The organism is Comamonas sp. A23 (assembly GCF_004522605.1).
Classification (GTDB): Bacteria; Pseudomonadota; Gammaproteobacteria; order Burkholderiales; family Burkholderiaceae_C; genus Comamonas; species Comamonas thiooxydans.
Genome location: NZ_RSDT01000015.1, coordinates 50,759 through 70,791 on the forward strand (window position 1 = coordinate 50,759; position 20,033 = coordinate 70,791).

Consider the following 20,033-nt stretch of genomic DNA (forward strand, 5'->3'; position numbering starts at 1 on the left):
TCTGCCTCTTCGCTCGGCTGTGATCGGCAGCTTGTTTCAAGAGCTTGCTTGATTGGTTACATTTGTGAGCATTGCATCTTGACTGTGTTCTCGTCGACCTTTCAAGATTCATAGCGGTCATCACAATATTTACAGGCGTCTCAAGCAATTTATGTCTTGCGCGCCTGCTCTTTTTACAGCTCGATTGAGTACTTCGCCTAGCCTCCTGTTTCCACAGCCCGTGGAAAAAATGCAGCGTCTGTCGCGCAGAGGCATGCTTTTGTATGGCTCGGCGATTCTCGGAGCCTGGGCGCTGCAGAACGGATTTGAGGCCGTCGCGCTGGATTTCGACGGCGAGCGGCTGCAGAGCAGCATGCAGTCTCGTTATGGCGCCGCAGGTGTCCAGAGGCTGGGTCAGTGGCTGACGATGCTGCAAGCCCAGAAAGACAGGTCGCTGCAGCAGCAGCTGCCGGCCGTCAACACGTTCTGGAATCGCGCAGTGTTGCAGTCTGAGGACAGCGTCCTCTGGTCCCAGTCCGACTATTGGGCCACGCCTCTTGAAACCCTGGGTAGGGGGGCTGGAGACTGTGAGGATTACGTGATTGGCAAGTATTTTTCGCTGCTGCGCCTGGGCGTGGCGGTAGAGAAACTGCGCCTGATCTATGTGCGTGCCCGCCTGGGGGGCGTGGGTAGTACGCAGAGCATTGCGCATATGGTGCTGGGCTATTACGAGACACCTGCAGCCGAGCCGCTGGTGCTGGACAGTCTGCTGGACAACATCATGCCGGCAAGCCAGCGCAAGGACTTGACTCCAGTATTCAGCTTCAATGCACAGGGTGTATATGTCGCGGGTGCACAGCCTGCTTCGGTGGACAGGATCACGCGTTGGCGCGATCTGCTGGCACGCATGAGGCAGGAAGGTTTTTTGCCATGAATGCCATGTTTGGCGGTGCGGGCAGCGGAGCCATGTTGAATGGCCGACACAGATAAGGCAGCAAGATGTCGTTGTTAAAACAACTTTTGATAAGCGTGACGGTGGCCATTGTGGCAATCTTGATCGGCACCCTGGCTTTCAGCATTGGTGCTGCGCGCCAGTATCTGGATGGGCAGTTGCAGTCCGAGAGTGAGAACGCCGCATCTTCGCTGGCCTTGTCGCTGTCGCAGCCGGCCAACCAGGATCCGGTCACGCAGGAGTTGCTGATGATGGCCTTGTTCGATGGCGGGCAGTTCAAGCTGATCCGCCTAGCGTCCCCCCAGGGCGAGACCTTGTTCGAGCGCAGACGCGACAACGGCATTACCGATAGTTCTGCCAAGCTCAAGGACGGTGCTGCTCCGCCGTGGTTTGTGGAGGTGCTGCCGCTGCGTTCGCCAAAGGCAGAGCGTGTGATCAGCGATGGCTGGAAGCAGGTTGGGCAATTGACGCTGGTTGTGGACGACAGCTATGCGAGCCAGGCACTGTGGGGCAGCAGCGTGCGCTTGACGGGGGTGGTGGTGCTGGCCGGGCTGGCCTGGGCTTTCTTTGTAGTCTTGCTATTCAGATGGTTTCGCAAGGTCTTGCAGCAGGAAATCTCGGCGCAGGTTCAGGCGATTGGACGTCAGGCAGGAAGTGAGGCACCGGCGAAGCCCGTCAAGGCCGCGGTTGCCGAGCTGGTGCCCGTACTCAGCGCCATTGCAGACACCCGAGAGCGGGTGCAGGCTACGGCGCAGGAGCAAATGGAGCGTATCGAATCACTGGAGCTGGAGGTCAATCTTGATCCAGTTACTCAGCTGCCGAATCGCAAGTACTTTGTCAATGAGTTGCGTCGCGCGCTCAGTGAAACTGATGGCGTTGCGGCACATGGCCATGTGATGCTGTTCAGGCAGCGTGATCTGCTGGCTCTGAATGCGCAGATGTCCCGGGCCAGTGCCGATGCATGGTTGGCTGCGATGGGTGAACAGGTCAATCAGGTGTTGAAGAGTCATGCCGAGTGCAAGGCCCAACTGGCGCGCCTCAATGGCTCGGACTTTGTGGTTCTCATGCCGGCCCTGGCCGGGCCCCAGGCCATGTCGTTGGTGCAGCAGATCCGACAGGTGCTGCTGTCCATGCGTGTGACCTTGAGTAGCGGCCAATGGTGCCGCTGGAGCTTTGCCCTGACCGATTACTCGGCATCGAGTTCGGTAACAGGTGTGCTTGCGCGGCTGGACTACGGTCTGATGCGAGCCGAGAGTTCGGGCCAGGCCGAGGTGGAATATGTAGCCTACGGCGATGATGAGGTGGTTTCCGATCTGGCCGGAGAAACCTTGTGGCGTCAGATGCTGATTGCCGCCCTGGAGGCACAGGATGCGCTTTCCCTGTCCGTTCAACTACTGCAATTCAAGGGCCGAAACGGGATGCAGGAGCGCGGCGAAGCGTCGCTCTCGCTGCGCACTGCTTCCGGCGAGACCTTGATGGGGTCGCTGTTCCTGCCGGTCGCCGTGCGCCTGGGCTTGTCGGCAGAATTCGATTTGCGAGCGGTGGCCCTCGGGGCTGCATGGCTTGAGCAGAACGATTGCGAGCTGGTCATTCGAATCTCCTTGCCCTCGCTGGCCCAGCCCGACTTCCTGGGCCGGCTGCGTGAAGAGCTGAGTGCACAGAAGTGGGAGCATCGCCTGTCCCTGCTCTGTCTGGAGCTGGATGCGCATGGACTGACGGCTTATCCCGAGGAAGTGGCCGAGTTCTGTCGGGCCATGGCATTGGCCGGTGTCGGCGTGGGACTGCGCCGTCTGGATCAGCAGCCCATGGGCCTGACCAAGCTCCATACCTTGCCGCTGCGCTATGTGAAACTGGGTGGTGAATTCTCGGAGCAGGCTGCGCAAAGCCCTGGTGCCTTGCATCTGCTGCAGGCCATCGTCGAGACTGCGACCGGGCTTGGAATTCAAGTGGTGGTGACCGATGTCGTCAATACGGAGGCTGCGAAGCTGCTGCGTCAGCAAAACGCGCTGACGCTGCTTACTTGAAATGATGGATCTTCCGTGAAAAGAACAAGGGGCGCATGAAGCGCCCCTTTTTATGGGTCTTGTGCTCTTAATGAGCTTCGCTCTGATCGGCGATCTGCACACGCTTGGCATAGCGCTGCGCCAGTACGGCGCAGACCATGAGCTGGATCTGATGGAACAGCATCAGCGGCAGCACGATTGCACCCACGGAGGCGGCGGGAAAGAGCACATTGGCCATGGGAATACCACTGACCATGCTTTTCTTGGAGCCGCAGAACACGAGAGTGATCTCGTCCTCCTTGCTGAAGCCCAGGCGGCGTGCACCCCAGGTGGTGATGAGGAGCACGACGGCCAGCAAAATGCAGCACAACACGATCAAGCCCAGCAGCGAGGGCATGGGTGTCTGCTTCCACAGGCCGCTGATGACGGCCGCGCTGAAGGCGGCATAGACCACAAACAGAATGGAGCCCTGGTCCACCAGCTTGATGATGGAGGCACGACGCTGCAAAAAGCCGCCGATCACAGGGCGCATCAGATGACCGATGACAAAGGGCAGCAGCAGCGTCATGGCAATCTTGCCAATGGCATGCAGTGCATCGCCACCCTCTGCATTTTTGTGCAGTATCAGGCTCACCAGAATCGGCGTGACCAGAATGCCCAGCAGGGTAGAGGCGGACGCGCTGCACACGGCGGCGGGCACATTGCCGCGCGCCATGGAGGTGAAGGCAATCGCCGATTGCACCGTGGCGGGCAGGGTGCAGAGAAACAGCACGCCGATATACATCTCGGTGGTGACCATGGGCGAAAGCACCGGGCGCAGCGCCAGCCCCAGAACGGGGAACAGCACAAAGGTGGCGATGAAGATCCAGATATGCAGGCGCCAGTGACCTATGCCCGCCAGGATGGCCTGGCGCGAGAGCTTGGCGCCGTGCAGAAAGAACAGCAGGCTGACGATGCCGGTGGTGGTCAGTTCCACATATTTGGCGACCTGGCCCGAGGCGGGCAGAAAGCTGGCGAAGATGACGGTGGCAATCAGTGCCAGTGTGAAGTTATCGGGGAGAAAGCGGGGGCGAGACATATTCTTGAACTGAAGCCATCCATGCAAAGCACCGGACCGGTGCGCGATGGCTGCGTATTGGACACGCAATCCATTTAAAAGAGAAATGGATTTATTCGATAGACCTATAATTTTTTGATATGAATGTCAGTCTGCGTCAACTGCGTGCCTTTGTGGCAGTGGCCCAAAGCAGCAGTTTCAGTCGTGCTGCCGATGCCCTGGCATTGACCCAGCCTGCTGTCAGCCGCAATGTGACGGATCTGGAGCAGGCCTTGGGCTTGCTGCTGCTGCATCGCACTACGCGTGAGGTGGAGCTGACCGAGGCAGGCCGTCTGCTGCTGGGCAATCTCTCGCGCGTGCTTGAGGATCTCGATGCCTGCCTGCTCGAAGTGCAAGGCCTGGCGACTCAGCGCAAGGGCCGCGTGAAGGTGGCCAGCAGTCCCACGCTTTCCGCCAACCTGCTGCCGCAATGCATTGCGCGTGGCAGACAACAGTCACCGGGCGTCAATATCCAGCTGCTCGATCGTATTCAAAGCGATGTGCTGCTCAGCGTGCGCAGCGGGGAGGTGGATTTTGGGGTGGTGATCGACCCATCCGAGAAACAGGACCTGCATGCACAGACCATCCTGACCGAGCCTTTTTGTCTGGTCTGCCTTTCCTCGCATAGCCTGGCGCGCAAGAAAGAGGTGCACTGGGAACAGCTGGCTGGTGAATCGTTGGTGCTGCTCGATCATGCATCGGGCAGCCGACGCCTGATCGATGCCGCACTGCAGGCGCATGGCGCGGCTGCATCGGTGGTGCAGGAGGTGGGACATACGGCCACCATCTACAGCATGGTGCAGCAAGGCCTGGGTTTGAGCGTGGTGCCGCGTCTCGCCATTCCCTCGGCCTGGGCAGCTCAGACTGCTACGACTGCGGCAGCTGGCAGTGCCGCTTTGGTCAGCCGTCCCCTGGTGCCCCGGGTGCAGCGCAGCATCATGCTGGTCAAGCGGCAGCAGCGTGAGCTATCGCCCGTCGCGCACTTGGTCTGGGATCTGATTGCAGCGGAGGCTGTCGGCCTTCTGGGCGAATAGCGGCTCAGGGCCTGAGCACGATGCGTGAATCAATCACCAGCCCTTGCGGCTGCGGCGCGACATATACCGGCTGGGGCGGGGCTACATAAACCGGTTGTGGCGCATAGTAGGCATCTGGACGGTTTCTGCACTTTCGCTTTTCCTTGTACTCGCCATTGTTCTTCCACTTGCGCTCCACTTTGCAGTGGCCGTCCCAGTACTCTTCCTTGTGCTCGCGCTTGTGGTGATGGTGATGACGATCATGTGCCTGGCTGCTCAGTGGCGTGGCAATCAGCACCACAGGCAGGCAGATGGAAACAAGAGCAAGGATTTTCTTCATTGTGGGTGGGGCAGTCCATGGCCCAAGCCATGGCCGCATCGGTTTTAAAACGCTGCGAGCATAAGCGCAATGCACCGAAGAGACTGTATCAATTCATGAGCGAGATTTGTGCTGTGGCTGTGCGCTGGACGTGCGTGAGGTGCTGGTACTTATGCAAAAGAGAGCGGCTTGTGCTTGAAATACATTAGCTTTGACATGATTTCTATCTGAAATCAAGTAAATTGAAGTGGAACAAGCTATTCAAAAGATAGCTTTTCAATGGATAACTGCTTTGATCTGGACCGTGGTAGTAGACACAGCTACTCGAATGTCATGGCTTCAGGAGACGGACATTGATTTCGCAAACCGGAGCCGGGATTGACTGAGCCTCGGAAGACCGCTTTGGGCCGGCTCGCTGGTTTCCTATCGAGGCATGTCTGCGCCCGAAGAGGCTTCGATTGCTGGATTGCATGTCTGGACCATGGCCGCTGCTTTCCGGGCAGACCTTTTCTGATGGTGTTGCCTTGGTCGATCGGCTGGCGCGTGCGGTCAAGAGATGGCTCGGCTCTGGCGCTGTCTATCGCCAGATCGATGGCGCCACAGAGGGGTGATCCCATGTCCTGCTCACTGGATGGATCACCCGTCTGCCAGCCGTTCCCATCGGCAAGCCGGGCAGGCGAACCAGAATGTCCTATGTCGATGGGTACCAGGCACAGTCTGCCAACTGCCGCCGCAGCCCTAGCAGCCCTGGGAGCTGTGCCGCATTGTTTCCTTGAGCAGGAATGATCGCTGCGGCCCCGTTGGCAGTGATTGAACCGTAGCTTCAGGTTCGGCCTCGTCTGCTGCTCTGCCCCGTGTCGTTTCACGAGATGGTGGAAAATCCGTCCGACCCTGTCCAATCTAAGCAGGGAAACTACAGGCAATGCAAAAGTGCCGCTCTTGCTAGGTTGACGATGAGAGGAGTGTTGAGGTGTGGTGTCGAAAAAAGAAGAGGGAGGCCAGCGTCACCAGTCGTGGTGGCGGGTGCAAAGTTCTGGCTGCCAAGCGCGATGCACAGCTGGCGACCAGTCTGCTGTTGGTAATCTGGGTCTCTGTACTGGTAGCCACCAGCTGGCAAATCTGGTCGGCGCATCAACGCACTCTGAGCGAGATTGATACCAACAATCGCAATCTTGCACAGACGCTGAACACCTATGCCGAGGGGGTCTTCACCCAGAGCTCCATGCTGCTGCTCGGCATGCTTGAGCGCCTGGAGGTGGAGGGCACCACGCCTGAGCATCTTGCGCGCATGCAGCAACTGGTCGGTCGCCAGGAACATCTGCTTTCCCAGCTCAATGAATTGCTTGTCATCGACGCGAGCGGTAAATGGCTTATGTCATCGAGAGGGAAATTTCTCGAGGGAAGCAACAGCGCTGACCGTCGCTTTTTTTCATACCACCGCGATAACCCGTCGCACGAGATCTTCATCGGTGCGCCCATACGCAGTCGCTCTACGGGTGAATGGGTGCTTACCATCAGCCGGCGATTTGAGAACCAAGAGGGGGACTTTGCCGGGGTCATCGTTGTCGTGCTGGGGATAGAGAACTTTCTGCACTTGTTCGGCAAGATTGATGTCGGCGAGCAAGGGTCTATTGGATTCGCAACGACCAGCGGACAGTTGTTGGTGCGTTATCCATTTCGTGAACAGGATCTGGGGCGTGACTTCTCTCGCTCCCCTAACTTTCTGCGCTATTACTCAAACCTGAAATCCGGCACGGCGTCCTTTGAGTCCGGCATAGATGGAACGGAAAGGCTATATGCCTTCAGGAGCAATGATCGTTATCCCGTTTTCACGGTGGTGGCCCGGGGGCGGTATGAGGCACTGCAAGCCTGGCGAAGCCAGGCGCTGCTGACGGCTGGTGTGGTGCTAGGCCTGCTGGCAGTTGTCACACTGATAGGCTGGCGTCTGATCCTGCTCATCCGACAGCGTGCGCAGGCAGAGACATCCTTGATGGCAGTGCGTGAGAAGTTGCTGGATGCCAACCTCGAACTGGAGCGGTTGGTCACCCAGGATTCTTTGACAGGGCTGGCGAACCGGCGACGCTTCGACGAGGTACTGCAACTGGAGGTCCGGCGTGCCGCGCGTGACGGGACGGTGCTCTCGCTTTTGCTCATCGATCTGGACCATTTCAAGGGCTTCAATGACCGCTATGGTCATGTCGCCGGCGACGAATGCCTGAAAGCGGTGTCGCGGCAGCTGGAGCTGTCGGCCAAGCGCTCAGGGGATCTGGCAGCACGTTACGGCGGAGAGGAACTTGCCATCATTCTTCCCAATACCGCGCTGGAGGGGGCCATGCGCGTTGCCGAGGAGTTGCTGAAGTGCATACGAGGACTCGACATTGCCCATGAGTCCAGCCAATTCGGCCATGTCACTGTGAGCATAGGAGCGGCAAGCATGCAGGGCAGGCATGGACTGGCGAGTCCGCTGGATCTGGTTGAAGCGGCCGATCAAGCCCTGTATCGGGCCAAGGCGGCTGGGCGCAATCGTGCCGAGTGCTGAACTGTCGGAGCTGATCTCTCGGATCCTTGGACGACATTCAAGCAATCTGAGGGCGCGAGCCATCATTTCAAATCCGTAGTCTTGCCAAAGGGGAACGCTGCCTGGAGGTATTTGTCGATCCATGGCCAAGAGGTCGGCGCAGGACGCAGCAAAAGCACCGAAGCCGGTTGGCGTATTCCTGCGAATATCTGGCCTGAACACTGGTGCCCGCGAACGCAGGCAGGTTGGCCTATCGCATGATTTACGACAGGGCATCATGTTGATGCTGGCTCTGATAGTTATGACCTGCATCGAGGCCAGCGCTACGTGCAGGAAGGTCGCAGATCTACAAGAAATTTCAACACTTGCAGCGAGGGGCAGGAGCTGGGATGAGGCCAGCGATAGCAACGCCACCGATGACTGGTGGCGGACTTTGTGCATGCCTGATTCCAGGCTGGATGTGCAGGCGGTGGGAATCTCAAGCAAATGGCGTGAGAGTGCCTCAGCGATCCATATCGATACGCGCTGAAGGCAGTGCGAGCATCGAAGAGCCAGAGCTGACCTCTGCGATCTGCATCTGGAGCAGGCAGAGCTTGCAATTGAGCTGCAGGCCGGGTGCTTGCGCGGCCCCGTGATCCTGCAGCTGACACAAGCATGTCGAACTGGTCGCCGTAGCGCACCAGATCAACCGCCGAGGCTTAGTGGCGGCGCTGCTGCGGCGCAGGGTTGCTGTTGTTGGAACGCTCGATATGACGGAAGGTCAGGCGACCCTTGTTCAGATCATAGGGAGACATCTCCAGCGTTACTTTGTCGCCTGCCAGCACGCGAATACGGTGCTTGCGCATCTTGCCGCCGGAATAGGCAATCAGCTGGTGGCCGTTGTCCAGCGTCACACGAAAGCGGGCGTCCGGCAAAACCTCGTCCACTCTGCCTTGCATTTCAATCAATTCTTCTTTGGCCAAAATATTTCCTTTCTACAAAGAGGTCAGTTCAACTGGTTGTCCAGCACCATGCTGCGCCCCTCGGCGAGGGCATATTTGCTGGCCATATCCGGGGTGTCGAACTGGCGGATAAACCTGAAAATCCGGTCATAGGTTCCGCGTCGGATGGAAACCGCTGCAGCAACCTTGCCGGAGTGAGTCATTTGGGTGAGGGCAGTCACAATGTAGTTGCCGACACGCTCTGTGATTTGTTCTGTATGCATATCGAGTCAACGGGCGGCACAAACCCAGGGCAGGGCATGCCGACCAATGAAAAATGAAGGAGTCCAGCTCTGATGAGCCGGGATCAAATAAGCCAGCCGCTTGCGGGTGGCTTAAGCTTCTTGCCATGGAGTGCTATGACTGTATGGAGTCAAGCGTGGGCAACGTGAGAACTGCCTGAGAGATACTGCGCAGGGCAAGTGCCACGCAGCAATCCGCAGATTATAAAGCATTGTTCTTTTATGCGCAAATCGTGATGAAACCGAGGAGCCGCAAAAGAAAAAGCCCCAGGCTCTTGTGAACCTAGGGCTTTTATTCTGGTGCCGGAGAGATGAATCGAACGCTTGTGCGGCACTGTGCAATAGATGCATAAATATGAATTAAATCAACATGTTATGAGAATTGAAAAATTGGTATAGTGCGATGAATGCAAGGTTTTGAACAGAAGTTCTACCCATTTCTACCCACTTTTACCCGTTTTTTTGCCCATGTCTGCACCCCAAAAGACGCCTTCAGGAAGCTGGCGGATACAGGTCTTCTATAAAGGCGCGCGTGACGCCGCAACCTTCCCTACGCAGCGCGAAGCGCGGGCGTGGGCCGATGCTCGTAGAACCGAGCTTCGGGCTGCTGCTGAGGGTGGGGCAGTGGCTGCCAAGATCCGCGGCGAAGCGTTCAATTTGAACGACGCAATGAAGAAGTATGGGGAGGAAGTTTCTCCAGAAAAGCGTGGTGCACGATGGGAGCTGCTTCGCATAGAAGCAATTACGACAAAGCACCCGCACTGGCCGGGCAAGAGGCGGATGGCAGAGTTGGATGCCCAGGACCTTATTCAGTGGCGTGATGCTCGATTGAAGGCGGTGTCCAAAGGTACAGTGCTGCGTGAAATTGCATTGGTGAGCCATGTTCTCGATACCGCTCGCCAGGACTGGGGCTGGATCACAAGCAATCCCATGGCTGATGTGCGCAGGCCAAAGACGCCCGATCATCGGGAGCGAATCATCGCGGGCCCAGAGATCCGCGCCATGCTGAGGCAACTGGAATGGACGAGAGGCAGGAGAGCGACCACTACAAAGCATGCTGTGGCACATTGCTTCATTGCCGCTCTGCAAACTGGGATGCGCGCCAGCGAGATCGCTAATTTAGAGTGGGATGATGTGCGAGACTCATTCTGTATATTGCATACAGGTCGCACGAAGACGGGTAAAGGGCGCCAGGTCCCATTGACCCATGCCGCACGCAGAAACATCGAAATGATGCGTGGGTTTCATGATGTGCTGGTGTTCGGCGTGGAGGCTGCGTCACTTGACGCGTTGTTCCGCCGTCACCGAGCTAAAGCAGAACTGGACGGGTTCACCTTTCACGACACCCGACACACAGCAGCGACCCGTATGGCTCAGGTGCTGCATGTGCTGGATCTGTGCAAAGCGTTTGGGTGGACGGATACGAAGCGCGCGCTAACGTATTACAACCCCACGGGATCTGATATTGCCGCACGGCTTAACGCTGGGCGCGCCGCGACTCCCATTCAATGATTTCAGACAGCAGCCATTTGCCATCTGTGCCGGGGCGGGGCATGGTTCTGTCCTGCGCGAGGCGAACATTCAATGAGTTGCGGTGAATGCCCAGCCTGTGCGACAGCTGAGCTCGTGTGAGGCGTGAGCCTTGCTGTACGCACAGCATTTGGACAGCGCTCGTCAAAATGGCCACTTGGCTTTTCAAGGCGAGCAGGGCAGAGTTTTCTGTAGATGCGGTCATAGTGCGTGTTAATAGTTGGGTCCGCGGTTCGGGACTTTCTTATTTGGATGGCTGATAAGGCGCGCGGCCTGGTTGTAGGCATCCCAGAGCTGCAGACCATCGGGGCAGCGCGCCTGCTTGCCGCCAGATCGGCCGGCAGCGCAGCAGGTGGGGCAGTTAAAGTGGTGAGCTATGTAGGCCTTATCTTCTGGCAGGCCCACGGTGCTGGCGCTGGTCATCGCGGTTTCTCGATGCGCTTGAAGTCGATCACCCAGACCCAGGGATTTGCGGCCCAGTCACCGCCGGTGGACTTCCACACCTCGGCAAACCAATCGCGCGGGTCTGCACCATCGGCCAAGTTGGGGAACGGGCATCCTTCGGCCATGACATCCCCTCGGCTGATGGACTGCAGGCGCTCCACCCGCACTCCAGTGATTTCCAGCCAGACTCGGGCCAGATCTTTGGGCATGTGAATCGCTGGGGTGTATTTCACGCCTGCGGCCTTGTCGCTGCCGTCCTGGTAGTCGGCGGCAAAAACAACCTCATCGCTGCCGCAGACCGTGGGCACACGGGCGAATGTCTCGCGCACATAGATGCGGTCGCCGGGCTGGCCCACCGGTGAGAACTGCTGCACATATGCAAGGTCGTTGGGTTGCAGGCTCCCCTCGTCCAGAAAGTGCGACACCTCTCCAATGGCAGCAGCAGCGCGCATCTGCTTCATCATGTGCTCGCTGAATGCGCGGCGCGTCTGGGTCTTCAGGTCGCTCAGGATGTCGCGCACCAAGGGCGCTTTGAACATCAAGCCGGTTTCTTTCATTGGGTAGCTCCCTAAAAGCAGAACCCCGCTCAGTGGCGGGGCTCGGGGTGGTTGATTGGTCCGCGCCATCTGTCGCGCTTGTCGCCTCGGTCGCGGGCTCGCTTGCTCATAGTTCGCGGTTCCTCACATCGATTACCGGCGCTACCTTGGCCTTGGCCGTTCTGATGCGCGCCTTCAGACGGGCTTCTTCCTTTTTCAAGGACTCGACACCATCCCTGAGGTCATTCAAGCTTTTCTGAACATGCTTGTGGTCTTCCCAGGCGCGCTGCAGGCGAGTGACTTCCTTTTGCAGGAAATCGAACGGATCGAATACCTGGTCGCAAGCGGCGCAGCGCACGGTGCGGCTGTGATCATCCAGGGAGATCTTTTTGTGCTCGCAGAAGTTGTTCCAGTTCTTATTGGCTGTGAGCGTCTGCTCCGGAAGCTCAGTCCCTGGGAACTTCCTGATGTTGGAGTCTGGGGTGCTCATGCTTGGCCTTTCTGCGCCTGGTCGCGCTGTGCGGCCTTGGCTTCTCGCCACCGCAGCTCTGTGACGATGGCAGTTGCGCGGTCGCTTGCGATCTCTGCATTGCCCACAACGTTGCGAAAGCAGTAGCCATCACTGGCGATGAGGTCGCCATCTGAGTCTTGATAGGCGCGCTGACCGCCGATCCAGGTTGACCAGTCCCTGATCAGTATTTCAATCAGTCGCATCGCCGCCCCCTTGTGTCTGCTGGGCTGCCTGGGCTTCATACGGAAACAGCTGCATGGGTCGGAAGGTTTCGATCTTCCCGCTCTGCATCTGCATAACGATTGCGTACCCGCCGGCATGCTTCAGACTGACGACTCCTATTTGCTGGCCAACTTGGCCGAATCGGGAATCGCCAGATCCTGCGCGCCACCATGGTCCATCTTCGATCACGGTGTAGTCCACCAACTTCGACAGATCTATTCCTTTGGGGATACCCATCACTCACCCCCTTGCGCTGCCTGGGCAGCGATGGCGGCGCGGATGGCCTCGCGCGGTGTCGATCCAGACCCGCAGTGATTCGGCTTTTCATCGCCGTTGTAGACCTCAGCGTCCCATGGGCCCTCGTACTCTGGAACCACAGCGATGCGCTGCCGCTCCATTGCATCCAGCAGCGCGCTGTCGGTCAGCGCATCCCGCGCGTCTGCCTGCGCCTGGGGCGAGAGACTGGCGATTGCCCTGCATGCAGGCTCCAGCAAGTCTGTAACCACTGAATCGCCTTGCCACTCGTTGCTTCCGACAGCGGTGTTGATCGCTTCAACCAGCTTGAGGGGCAACGTCATTGCCTTGGTACAGTCAGTGCAGTCACATCGCTGGCAATCTTCGGCAACTGCAATCGCTTCCCGCAGATCGTGCGTTGTCGGCCGCGCGCCAATCAGGCCATTGGATACCCAACGAATTACAGAACCCTCTGCTGCAGGTGCGGATACTCCGCCCAGCAGGGCGCGCACTTGCTGCTCTGTATAGAGCTTTGTGCCGCGTACCACAGTGTCTATGAGCCATTTCACATCAGGCTTCTTGCGCCACTCGAATGTCACTACAGCGGCAGGCTCAGGCAGCACCACTGGCGCTGCTGCTGCCGGGGTGGCGGCAAGCGCTTCGACAAACATGACAATCCTCTGTCGCGCCATGCCCTGGGAAATCACATTGCCCGATTTCATCTGGCCGAACCAAGCATCGACCAGCTCCATCATTCGCTCGGTGGCAGGTGCCTCCACGGCGGCTGGGGTAGCGGCAAGCGCGGCTCGGGCTTTCCACACATCCCAGCCAAACTGGATGTAGTCATCGTCACCCCCATAGAACCCGTCTTTAAAGGTGAAGTCAGAGGGGACGTAGTGATGGTTGTCGATCAGCTCGCGCTCAAACGCGGCATGATCATCAGGCACTGCCACGGCTGCGGGCGCTGCCTGCATAGAGGCGGGCTCCTGAATCTGGACCAGGCAGGGCTTGTGCTCTATCGCTGCTTGCCAGCCGTAGCGCATTGCCAGTCGCTCATTACGAAAATCGGGATGATCAAAGCTCACGCCATACTGGCGCTCAAAGGCGGCAATCAGGCCTTCGGGAATGTTGTCTTGCATATAGGTGGCTCCCAGAATGAGAAAAGCCCGCGGCTGCGGGCTGGGGTGGTGTTCCGAAATTTGCCCGCAGTGGGTTTTTTTGATGTCGGTGCTCTACTGGATTGCGCCGCTTTTGGCGTATCAAATGGAGAGAAAAATGAATTCGATTGATAAGAGCCGCAACTCCCCGATTCAGCCTCGTTTTGAAGTTGTGGCAGCCAAGCCTGGAGGGCCTGCAAGGTTGAGGGACCTGCTTGAGGATCCAGGGGCCAGTGCTGAGGCGAAGCAGGCTGCCTGGCAGGCCCTGAAGAACTTGCAGCGCAGAAAGTAGGGCTCCAGAAAGCAGAAAGCCCGCTCAGTGGCGGGCAGGTGTGATTCAATTGACGGTGCTGAAGACTGTTTTTTAGATGGATCTTAAAATTTCACCTTTAAATGAAAATGCTAATATGGTGACGATGCTTAGCATGTAGGGGGCAAATAAGTCTAGATTTTCTCGATGTCTAAATAAAGCATCAATTTGATATTTGAATTCTAAGAAAAATACTCTTTTATAGTCGCAGGCAGTCCATTTTTCTGTGAATGAGTGTAATTTTATCTCATGGGTTCCTATATATTGTTCTGTTCGACCATCTTCACCCTCGAAATGATCCAAGAAATCATACTCAATAGACCTGCGAAAAAATCCGGAAAACTTATATCTTGGGTGCTGAATGCCTGGGTAGTCTCCGCCCCACGCCACGATAGCTTCCTGAAGTAGTCCTTTTACTTCTTGTGATTGCTTGTCGTAGTAGAAAAATTCCGTGTCTAGCATTAATCGTGCAATCCAGTAGTCATTTATCCTTTTATGATATGGTTGCGCGAAAGAGTAATATCTAATTGTTAGAAAAATGATAGTCGCTGCAAATAAATAGCTGAGGCCTTTATAGTTTGAAAACTTAATTTTAAAAATAAAGGTGTTTGCCTCCTCTATGCTTGCTCCAGTCAGATTTAGTGCTAAAAATATCATGCAAGTCGTAACTAACAATTTTCTTACTGACTGTAATCCCTTATCGTTGTCAAATTGATCTCTGAATTTTATAACTTCCTCATCCATAGCCAATACTCTTTTGTTACATTGGCGCGATGATATTGGATTAGGTCCTAATCCGCTAGGATATATCTGACTACTGGATTTCGATGTTGTTGGGCGTCATGTGGCCAGTGAGTTGAATATGCCACCAAGCGCGGCGCAGCCTTCTCCGCCCAGGGCTTCGATCAGATCCGGAATCAGGCGCGACAGCTCGCCGGTGGCAATGGCTACGTCGGTATCAAAGCCGCCGTCCTCTTTGCTGTTGCCGTCCATGACCGCATCCAGCAGCGCGATGTTCTTTATCTGCAGGCCTTCGGTCAGCACAAAGCTCACTCGGTCGTCCCAGGTCATGGCCAGCTTGGTGGGCAGCTTGCCTTGCTCGATGTGCTGGCGCACCTCATCAATATCCAGCGGGTGGCGGGCGTAGCGCACCACGGCCTTTGACTCGTCGGCAGCTTTCAGCTCTGTCTCGCGGTCGGCGGTGAAGCCGGCGGGCGGCTCCTGCGTCATCAGCCAGTGCGCCATGGCTGCCTGTGGGCTGGTCTGGGTATCCAGCAGAGCCAGGGCAAAGCCGGGCAGGCCTTCGACCAGCAGCGTGACCACCTCGTCGGCGCGGCTCTGGGCGCTGGTATCGAGCACCAGGGTGCGCGCCTGCGGATCGATCCAGACCCACATGCTGCCCTGCTTGGTGAAGGCCATGGGCAGCAGGTCCAGCTTGGCCTCGTCCTTGAGATCGCGCTTCTCCTTCTTGCCGGGCTTGCGGCCCTCGGTCTTTTCGATGTGCTCGGCCTTCTCGTTGACCTTGCGATTGAGCACGCTGGCCGGCAGCACCTTGGCCTCGGTCATGAAGCGCATGACCCACTGACCGGCAACGGATTCGACCAGCGGGCCATGCGGCTCGCTGCGCGGCGGCACCCAGCCCACGGAGCGCTCCTGCGTGGCGCCGCACTCCTCGAAAACTGTCTGCTGCAGCGCATCCTCCAGCGCCTGCAGATCGCCTTGCCAGCTCTCGGCAATGCGGTAAATGATCATGCTTTTGAACATCAGGACTCCAGAAAAGAGAAAGCCACCAGAGCGGTGGCAGATGGGGCGGGAGAGGGCGCTGCGTTCACGGCAGCACTTTCAGGCATTGCACGGTCTTTTCGTCCAACCACTCGGCATGCATGCCAGGGCAGGCAAACTCATCGCGCAGGTTCTGGGCGATGGTCTGGGGCTCATCGGCCTGGGCATCTGGCACGGCCAGCCAAGCCAGACCCAAGCAGATGGCAACGATCAAGATCAGGGCTTCAAGCAGCTTTGTCATGGTTTCGCTCCTTAGCGCTTATGCAGAAAGCGCGACCAGCTATCAAAATTGATGTTCAGATGGGCCAAGCTTCCGGCGTGAGTGCCATCACCACGACAGCGCCGACCAGGCAGAAAAGGCCGAAGCCGGTGAGAGCCCATTGCGCCGCGATCAGCAGCTTTGTGTTGTGGGCTGTAGGTGGAGTCGGATGCATGGGGTCTCCTGCGGGCAAAGAAAAAGCCCGCGAGCGGTTGCTGCGGGCCTGAATAAAGAGCCGGCGACCTTTCGGGTCGCGCCTGGGGAGGAAGGTTTGGAGGGAGGAGGGAAGCCCCGGGCCCGGCTGAAAAGGGTAGACAGCGCAGCGGTTCGCCGGATGAGGGTCCAGCTGTACATATGCGCAAGGGTTAGAGAAATTGCCGCGCCATCTGGTGTGACCACTGTCGCCACGACGCGGATGCGCCGAGTTCTCAATTGCCGGTAGCCCAGGCGAATTCCTGTGCTGCCGTACCTGCTCGAGTGGTCACGCCAGATGGCCCTGGTAACGCACAGGGCAGGCGAGTGTTTCAGACCGTTGAAGAGTGATTACATGGAGCCTCCGTGTTGTCCCCGGCGCTTTCTGGCCGCGCCGGTTGGGCCGGTGATCAGCGCAATGTGCGCCTCACCATCACGGCGGTGGACTGGGCCACCTAGACCTAGCGCGCATGGCGCATCGGTGTAGTCCACGGAGTCGAACCGTGTCCAGCCCACCTGCGTGATGGCCCCGCTATAGCCCTGCGGGAGAGGGCACATGCATGCCGCATGCTGGCTAAACGCTCACATTTTTGAAACTCCTTTAGTCCTTTACAAATTTCTCGCCGCAGTAGGGGCAGTAAGTCGCCAGCATCGAGGCCTTGCTTCGGATTGCCTTGTCCTTCCCGGTCTTGGTGAATCCCTTGGCTGTCAGGTCGATGCGCGCGGCAGGTCGCAAGCCGCCACCCTTGCCAAAAACGATGGCGTAGCCTCCCATTTCAACCTCGTGGCCGGTCGCGTTCGGGTGCTCCTGCTTGAATTTCTCCAGCACGCGCCTTTCGATGTCTTCTTTGCATTCGCACATGGCTCTCTCCTTGTGAAAACAGAAACAGCCTCCTGTTGGAAGCTGCTTTTGCTTTGCCCCTGATCTCGCTCAGGGGCTGGCGCTGCTTGCGCAGATGTGTGCACGTGGCGGCGTCACCTGGTGTAAGAGGGCGGGCGACTCCTCAAACCATCGGCCAACTTTGATCCCGTGCCGGCTTTCGTGCGGCTTTCTACGCCTGTCTGCGAATGGCAGGGGCTGGGCCGGGTCATCCGGCCTATTCATCTCGCATGTGTTCTCCTTTGCAGCAGCGTGGCTGCCTAGTTGGGATGCTTTCGCTGGCATCGATTCAGCAGTGCTCTGGTCTCACGCGTTGCACTTCTTTCCGCGTGCCTTCACCTCATTGAGCAGAAGGCTTGCCCCGTGTACAGACTTCCTCTGCATGGGGACGGGGTTGACCCGCGCCGCGCGCTGTATTCACTGCGCTTGGCCATTTCGCTATCTATGTGGGCTGATGTGATTTGGGGAGTCGGGCCGGGCTCGACACCGGCTTTTCTGGGTTTCGTTGAGCGCGCTCGTTGCGCGTGTCTCTTCCCCACAGGTCGCTACCCTGGCTCTATGCGTGTCCATCCACGCCGCCGCCTCTCCAAATCACACCAGCTGCTTTTTAAAGACCCGTGGCACGCGGCTCGATCGCTTGGCACCCATCGCTGCGGTTTGTTGCTGCGATGAGTTATTGTTAGCCTGAGCGAACATTGTGTCAATAGCCTAGGCTAACTAAATGGTAGCTTAAGCAAATTTATTTGAGATTTGGAAAGCCTTGGGCAAAGAAAAACCCGCACGAGGCGGGTCTGACTAAGAGCATGGGGATTGCTTATTCGCAAGCGAAGGTGCTGAACTGAACCCCTGTCCCTGCGGCGAAGCGCGGGTTCTTGTTTGCGGATCTTAGTAGTTTGGCGTTTGTCTTGCCATTTTGTTTGCAGGCCGCAATAGCCACCTCCCGGGCTGAGTCGATTGAGACGAAGCCATCGTGTTCGATAGTCACCGAGTCTCCAGTGTTGGATGTCACCATGCCAGCGCACCCTGCCAATGCGATGGCGGATACCACACCTAAAAAGCACTTCATCTGTATCTCCAGTTTGCCTTGCTTGGCACTTAGAACACCATGGAATCCGGTCCCACGGATCCAGCCACGCGGCAAACACACTCCACATCCTCTTTGGAGATCGTCATCGGGGCATAGCCGTTGTTGATGCTCAGCAGCTGGATTTCGTCGCCGCGAATCCAGTTGAGCTCCTTGAGCAGGCACTTGCCATCGTGAAGTTTCACCACAACATCGCGACCTGGCTGGGCTTCTATGCTGGGAGTGACGACCACGAATTCGCCTGCGCGGTAGCGCGGATGCATGGAGTCTCCTTTGATGCGCAGGGCATAGGCCTGGGGGTCTCCCGTCCAGTATTCCACCCAGCCGTCGGGAGTGGTGTCTTGCACCAGATAGCCGTCGTCTCCACCGCGCACGCTTCCTGTAATTGGCACTCTTCTTGATTTCTTAAGTTCTAGGGCCGGCTCCACATTCGAATGCTCTGCGATCACGAGGCGGGTACCTGGGGGCAAGTCTTTCGGGCCAATTCCCTCAGCAAGCCACGCAGGGGACACGCTCAGTTGGTACTCAGTGCAGATGATTTCGGCATGGGTTCTGCTGATAGAAGACACCTTCTCCGGATTGTTGAACCAAGCGGAAACCGTTGGGCGACTTACTTCGCACTTCTTTGCGATGTTAGCCATGACTCCTCGTTCCAGCGGCTGCTGGAAAACATCTTTGAGTCTTTCTTGAATGTTGCTCATTAGCCTAGCCTAACTATTTATTTGTTAGCTTGGGCTTGCGTTTATTGTTAGCTTGATCTAACATTTGCCATATGAACACATCCGCAACCAAGGTAATTGACGCGCTCGGCGGGACGTTTGCCGTCGCACGGATCTTTGACATCAAGCCCCCCAGCGTCAGCGACTGGAAGAGGGATGGGATTCCTCGTGCCCGGGTGATGTACCTGAAGGCTGCATATCGCAAGGCGCTGGCCGGAATCGACTTGGCAGAGGCAACCGCCCCGCTGCGCACCCGTCCAGTCAGCGCTGAACACGAGAGCGCCTTCACCCCGGCAAAGAGTTGATGCCTGTTTCTTGGTTCTCGGCCTGCATTTATTTCCATGCAGCCAGTGTCTTTTCCAGCGGCCAAGCCCGCAACGTCCTTTTTCTGGAGATCCGGACATGAGCACACTTGATGCCCTGCGCCGTGGCGTAGACAACTATCCTGGCGGCCGCGAAGTGGTGGCCGTTCGTATTGGCAAGACTGGCGAGGTGCTGCGCAAAGAGCTGTCTGGCGCGGCCTCCCACAAGCTCGGCGCGGTGGACGCATTGACCATTGCCCGCATCGCCTGCGAAGAAGGCCGCCCTCACTGCTATGACTACGCCGCCATGGTGGCTCAGGAGTGCGGCGGTCGTTTCGAGGTGGTGACAGAGCCGGTCAACGAGTCAGTCAGTCCCGTGGCGAAAGTCTCCAAGCTGGTCCTGGAGACCTCTCATGTCACCAGTGCCGTGATCGAGGCCATGCAGGACGGGGTGATCACCAATAACGAGCTGGCGCAGATCGAGCGCGAGATTGCCGAGGCCGAGGAAGTGCTTCGCAAGCTGCGCCAGGCTGCCCGCGCTGTGAACGCCGCTGGCAAGCCCGCTGGAGCTGCGAGGTCAGAACGATGAGCAAGCTCCCATGGTTTCGCACCTACACGCGTATGGTCGATGACGACAAGCTGAAGCTGCTGGCCTTTGAGGATCGCTGGCACTTTGTGGCCTTGCTGTGCCTCAAGGGCGAGGGGCTGCTGGACAAGGGCGATGCACCTGCGCTGCTGATGCGCAAGGTCGCCGTGAAGCTGGGCCTGG

The 20,033-nt window shown here is 57.7% G+C and carries 24 protein-coding genes; 9 read left to right on the forward strand and 15 right to left on the reverse strand.

What is annotated here, in order from left to right; translation table 11 throughout:
- Window positions 1-229 precede the first annotated feature (229 nt).
- A complete protein-coding gene (locus tag EIC84_RS23510) occupies window positions 230-913 on the forward strand; it encodes a transglutaminase-like cysteine peptidase (protein WP_003061455.1) in 684 nt (227 codons plus the stop codon).
- A gap of 65 nt (window positions 914-978) precedes the next feature.
- Window positions 979-2,955: a LapD/MoxY N-terminal periplasmic domain-containing protein gene (locus EIC84_RS23515; protein WP_034361216.1), complete on the forward strand. Its 1,977-nt coding sequence runs from the start codon at window positions 979-981 to the stop codon at window positions 2,953-2,955.
- Between the two features lie 67 nt (window positions 2,956-3,022).
- Here EIC84_RS23515 and EIC84_RS23520 read toward each other — a convergent pair whose 3' ends face one another.
- Complete coding sequence (locus tag EIC84_RS23520; protein ID WP_003061449.1) at window positions 3,023-4,012, reverse strand: bile acid:sodium symporter family protein; 990 nt, start codon at window positions 4,010-4,012, stop codon at window positions 3,023-3,025.
- 119 nt (window positions 4,013-4,131) lie between these two features.
- Between EIC84_RS23520 and EIC84_RS23525 the strand changes: the two genes are divergently transcribed.
- Window positions 4,132-5,064 (forward strand): LysR family transcriptional regulator, encoded by a 933-nt coding sequence (locus tag EIC84_RS23525; protein ID WP_003061447.1) that lies wholly within the window; start codon window positions 4,132-4,134, stop codon window positions 5,062-5,064.
- Between the two features lie 4 nt (window positions 5,065-5,068).
- On the opposite strand, the gene EIC84_RS23530 is transcribed toward EIC84_RS23525, so the two are convergent.
- A complete protein-coding gene (locus EIC84_RS23530) occupies window positions 5,069-5,383 on the reverse strand; it encodes a hypothetical protein (protein WP_003061444.1) in 315 nt (104 codons plus the stop codon).
- A 949-nt stretch (window positions 5,384-6,332) separates the two neighbouring features.
- Between EIC84_RS23530 and EIC84_RS23535 the strand changes: the two genes are divergently transcribed.
- Window positions 6,333-7,901: a sensor domain-containing diguanylate cyclase gene (locus tag EIC84_RS23535; RefSeq protein ID WP_003061440.1), complete on the forward strand. Its 1,569-nt coding sequence runs from the start codon at window positions 6,333-6,335 to the stop codon at window positions 7,899-7,901.
- Window positions 7,902-8,578: 677 nt separating this feature from the next.
- Here the strand turns inward: EIC84_RS23535 and infA are convergent.
- Window positions 8,579-8,842, reverse strand: coding sequence for a translation initiation factor IF-1 (gene infA, locus EIC84_RS23540; RefSeq protein ID WP_003061434.1), 264 nt, complete (start codon window positions 8,840-8,842; stop codon window positions 8,579-8,581).
- A 23-nt stretch (window positions 8,843-8,865) separates the two neighbouring features.
- Window positions 8,866-9,084: a hypothetical protein gene (locus tag EIC84_RS23545; protein ID WP_003053604.1), complete on the reverse strand. Its 219-nt coding sequence runs from the start codon at window positions 9,082-9,084 to the stop codon at window positions 8,866-8,868.
- 486 nt (window positions 9,085-9,570) lie between these two features.
- Here EIC84_RS23545 and EIC84_RS23550 point away from each other — a divergent pair, with 486 nt between their 5' ends.
- Window positions 9,571-10,614 carry a site-specific integrase gene (locus tag EIC84_RS23550; protein ID WP_034361213.1) on the forward strand — a complete coding sequence of 348 codons (1,044 nt, stop codon included), beginning with the start codon at window positions 9,571-9,573 and terminating at the stop codon, window positions 10,612-10,614.
- A 437-nt stretch (window positions 10,615-11,051) separates the two neighbouring features.
- Here EIC84_RS23550 and EIC84_RS23555 read toward each other — a convergent pair whose 3' ends face one another.
- The 5 genes from EIC84_RS23555 to EIC84_RS23575 form a co-directional block, all read right to left on the reverse strand.
- Entirely contained in the window at window positions 11,052-11,633 is a 582-nt protein-coding gene (locus tag EIC84_RS23555) for a hypothetical protein (RefSeq protein ID WP_003061424.1), read from the reverse strand.
- Window positions 11,634-11,739: 106 nt separating this feature from the next.
- Entirely contained in the window at window positions 11,740-12,102 is a 363-nt protein-coding gene (locus EIC84_RS23560; protein ID WP_003061422.1) for a hypothetical protein, read from the reverse strand.
- Window positions 12,099-12,326: a hypothetical protein gene (locus EIC84_RS23565; protein ID WP_003061421.1), complete on the reverse strand. Its 228-nt coding sequence runs from the start codon at window positions 12,324-12,326 to the stop codon at window positions 12,099-12,101. The genes EIC84_RS23560 and EIC84_RS23565 overlap by 4 nt, the downstream gene beginning before the upstream one ends.
- The gene (locus EIC84_RS23570) at window positions 12,313-12,582 is read right to left on the reverse strand and encodes a hypothetical protein (protein ID WP_003061419.1); all 270 of its coding nucleotides are present in this window, start codon (window positions 12,580-12,582) and stop codon (window positions 12,313-12,315) included. The genes EIC84_RS23565 and EIC84_RS23570 overlap by 14 nt, the downstream gene beginning before the upstream one ends.
- Window positions 12,582-13,718 (reverse strand): hypothetical protein, encoded by a 1,137-nt coding sequence (locus tag EIC84_RS23575; protein ID WP_003061417.1) that lies wholly within the window; start codon window positions 13,716-13,718, stop codon window positions 12,582-12,584. The genes EIC84_RS23570 and EIC84_RS23575 overlap by 1 nt, the downstream gene beginning before the upstream one ends.
- 16 nt (window positions 13,719-13,734) lie before the next feature.
- On the opposite strand from EIC84_RS23575, the gene EIC84_RS23580 reads away from it, so the two are divergent.
- Window positions 13,735-14,028 (forward strand): hypothetical protein, encoded by a 294-nt coding sequence (locus tag EIC84_RS23580; RefSeq protein WP_034361211.1) that lies wholly within the window; start codon window positions 13,735-13,737, stop codon window positions 14,026-14,028.
- Window positions 14,029-14,100: 72 nt separating this feature from the next.
- Here EIC84_RS23580 and EIC84_RS23585 read toward each other — a convergent pair whose 3' ends face one another.
- The 6 genes from EIC84_RS23585 to EIC84_RS23610 form a co-directional block, all read right to left on the reverse strand.
- Window positions 14,101-14,790: a hypothetical protein gene (locus EIC84_RS23585; RefSeq protein WP_003061414.1), complete on the reverse strand. Its 690-nt coding sequence runs from the start codon at window positions 14,788-14,790 to the stop codon at window positions 14,101-14,103.
- A 96-nt stretch (window positions 14,791-14,886) separates the two neighbouring features.
- Window positions 14,887-15,810, reverse strand: a complete 924-nt coding sequence (locus tag EIC84_RS23590) for a recombination-associated protein RdgC (protein WP_003061411.1) — start codon at window positions 15,808-15,810, stop codon at window positions 14,887-14,889.
- 64 nt (window positions 15,811-15,874) lie between these two features.
- Window positions 15,875-16,069 carry a hypothetical protein gene (locus EIC84_RS23595; RefSeq protein ID WP_003061409.1) on the reverse strand — a complete coding sequence of 65 codons (195 nt, stop codon included), beginning with the start codon at window positions 16,067-16,069 and terminating at the stop codon, window positions 15,875-15,877.
- Between the two features lie 55 nt (window positions 16,070-16,124).
- Complete coding sequence (locus tag EIC84_RS26095) at window positions 16,125-16,262, reverse strand: hypothetical protein (RefSeq protein ID WP_003061407.1); 138 nt, start codon at window positions 16,260-16,262, stop codon at window positions 16,125-16,127.
- 618 nt (window positions 16,263-16,880) lie between these two features.
- A complete protein-coding gene (locus tag EIC84_RS23605; RefSeq protein ID WP_003061391.1) occupies window positions 16,881-17,141 on the reverse strand; it encodes a hypothetical protein in 261 nt (86 codons plus the stop codon).
- Window positions 17,142-18,254: 1,113 nt separating this feature from the next.
- Window positions 18,255-18,944: a S24 family peptidase gene (locus EIC84_RS23610; protein WP_080554078.1), complete on the reverse strand. Its 690-nt coding sequence runs from the start codon at window positions 18,942-18,944 to the stop codon at window positions 18,255-18,257.
- A gap of 71 nt (window positions 18,945-19,015) precedes the next feature.
- Here EIC84_RS23610 and EIC84_RS26225 point away from each other — a divergent pair, with 71 nt between their 5' ends.
- The 3 genes from EIC84_RS26225 to EIC84_RS23625 all read left to right on the forward strand — a co-directional run.
- Window positions 19,016-19,267, forward strand: coding sequence for a hypothetical protein (locus EIC84_RS26225; protein WP_003061386.1), 252 nt, complete (start codon window positions 19,016-19,018; stop codon window positions 19,265-19,267).
- A gap of 97 nt (window positions 19,268-19,364) precedes the next feature.
- Window positions 19,365-19,853, forward strand: coding sequence for a phage regulatory CII family protein (locus tag EIC84_RS23620; protein ID WP_003061385.1), 489 nt, complete (start codon window positions 19,365-19,367; stop codon window positions 19,851-19,853).
- The coding region (locus tag EIC84_RS23625; RefSeq protein ID WP_134737348.1) for a hypothetical protein at window positions 19,850-20,033 on the forward strand (184 nt) is incomplete at its 3' end. The genes EIC84_RS23620 and EIC84_RS23625, both read left to right, overlap by 4 nt.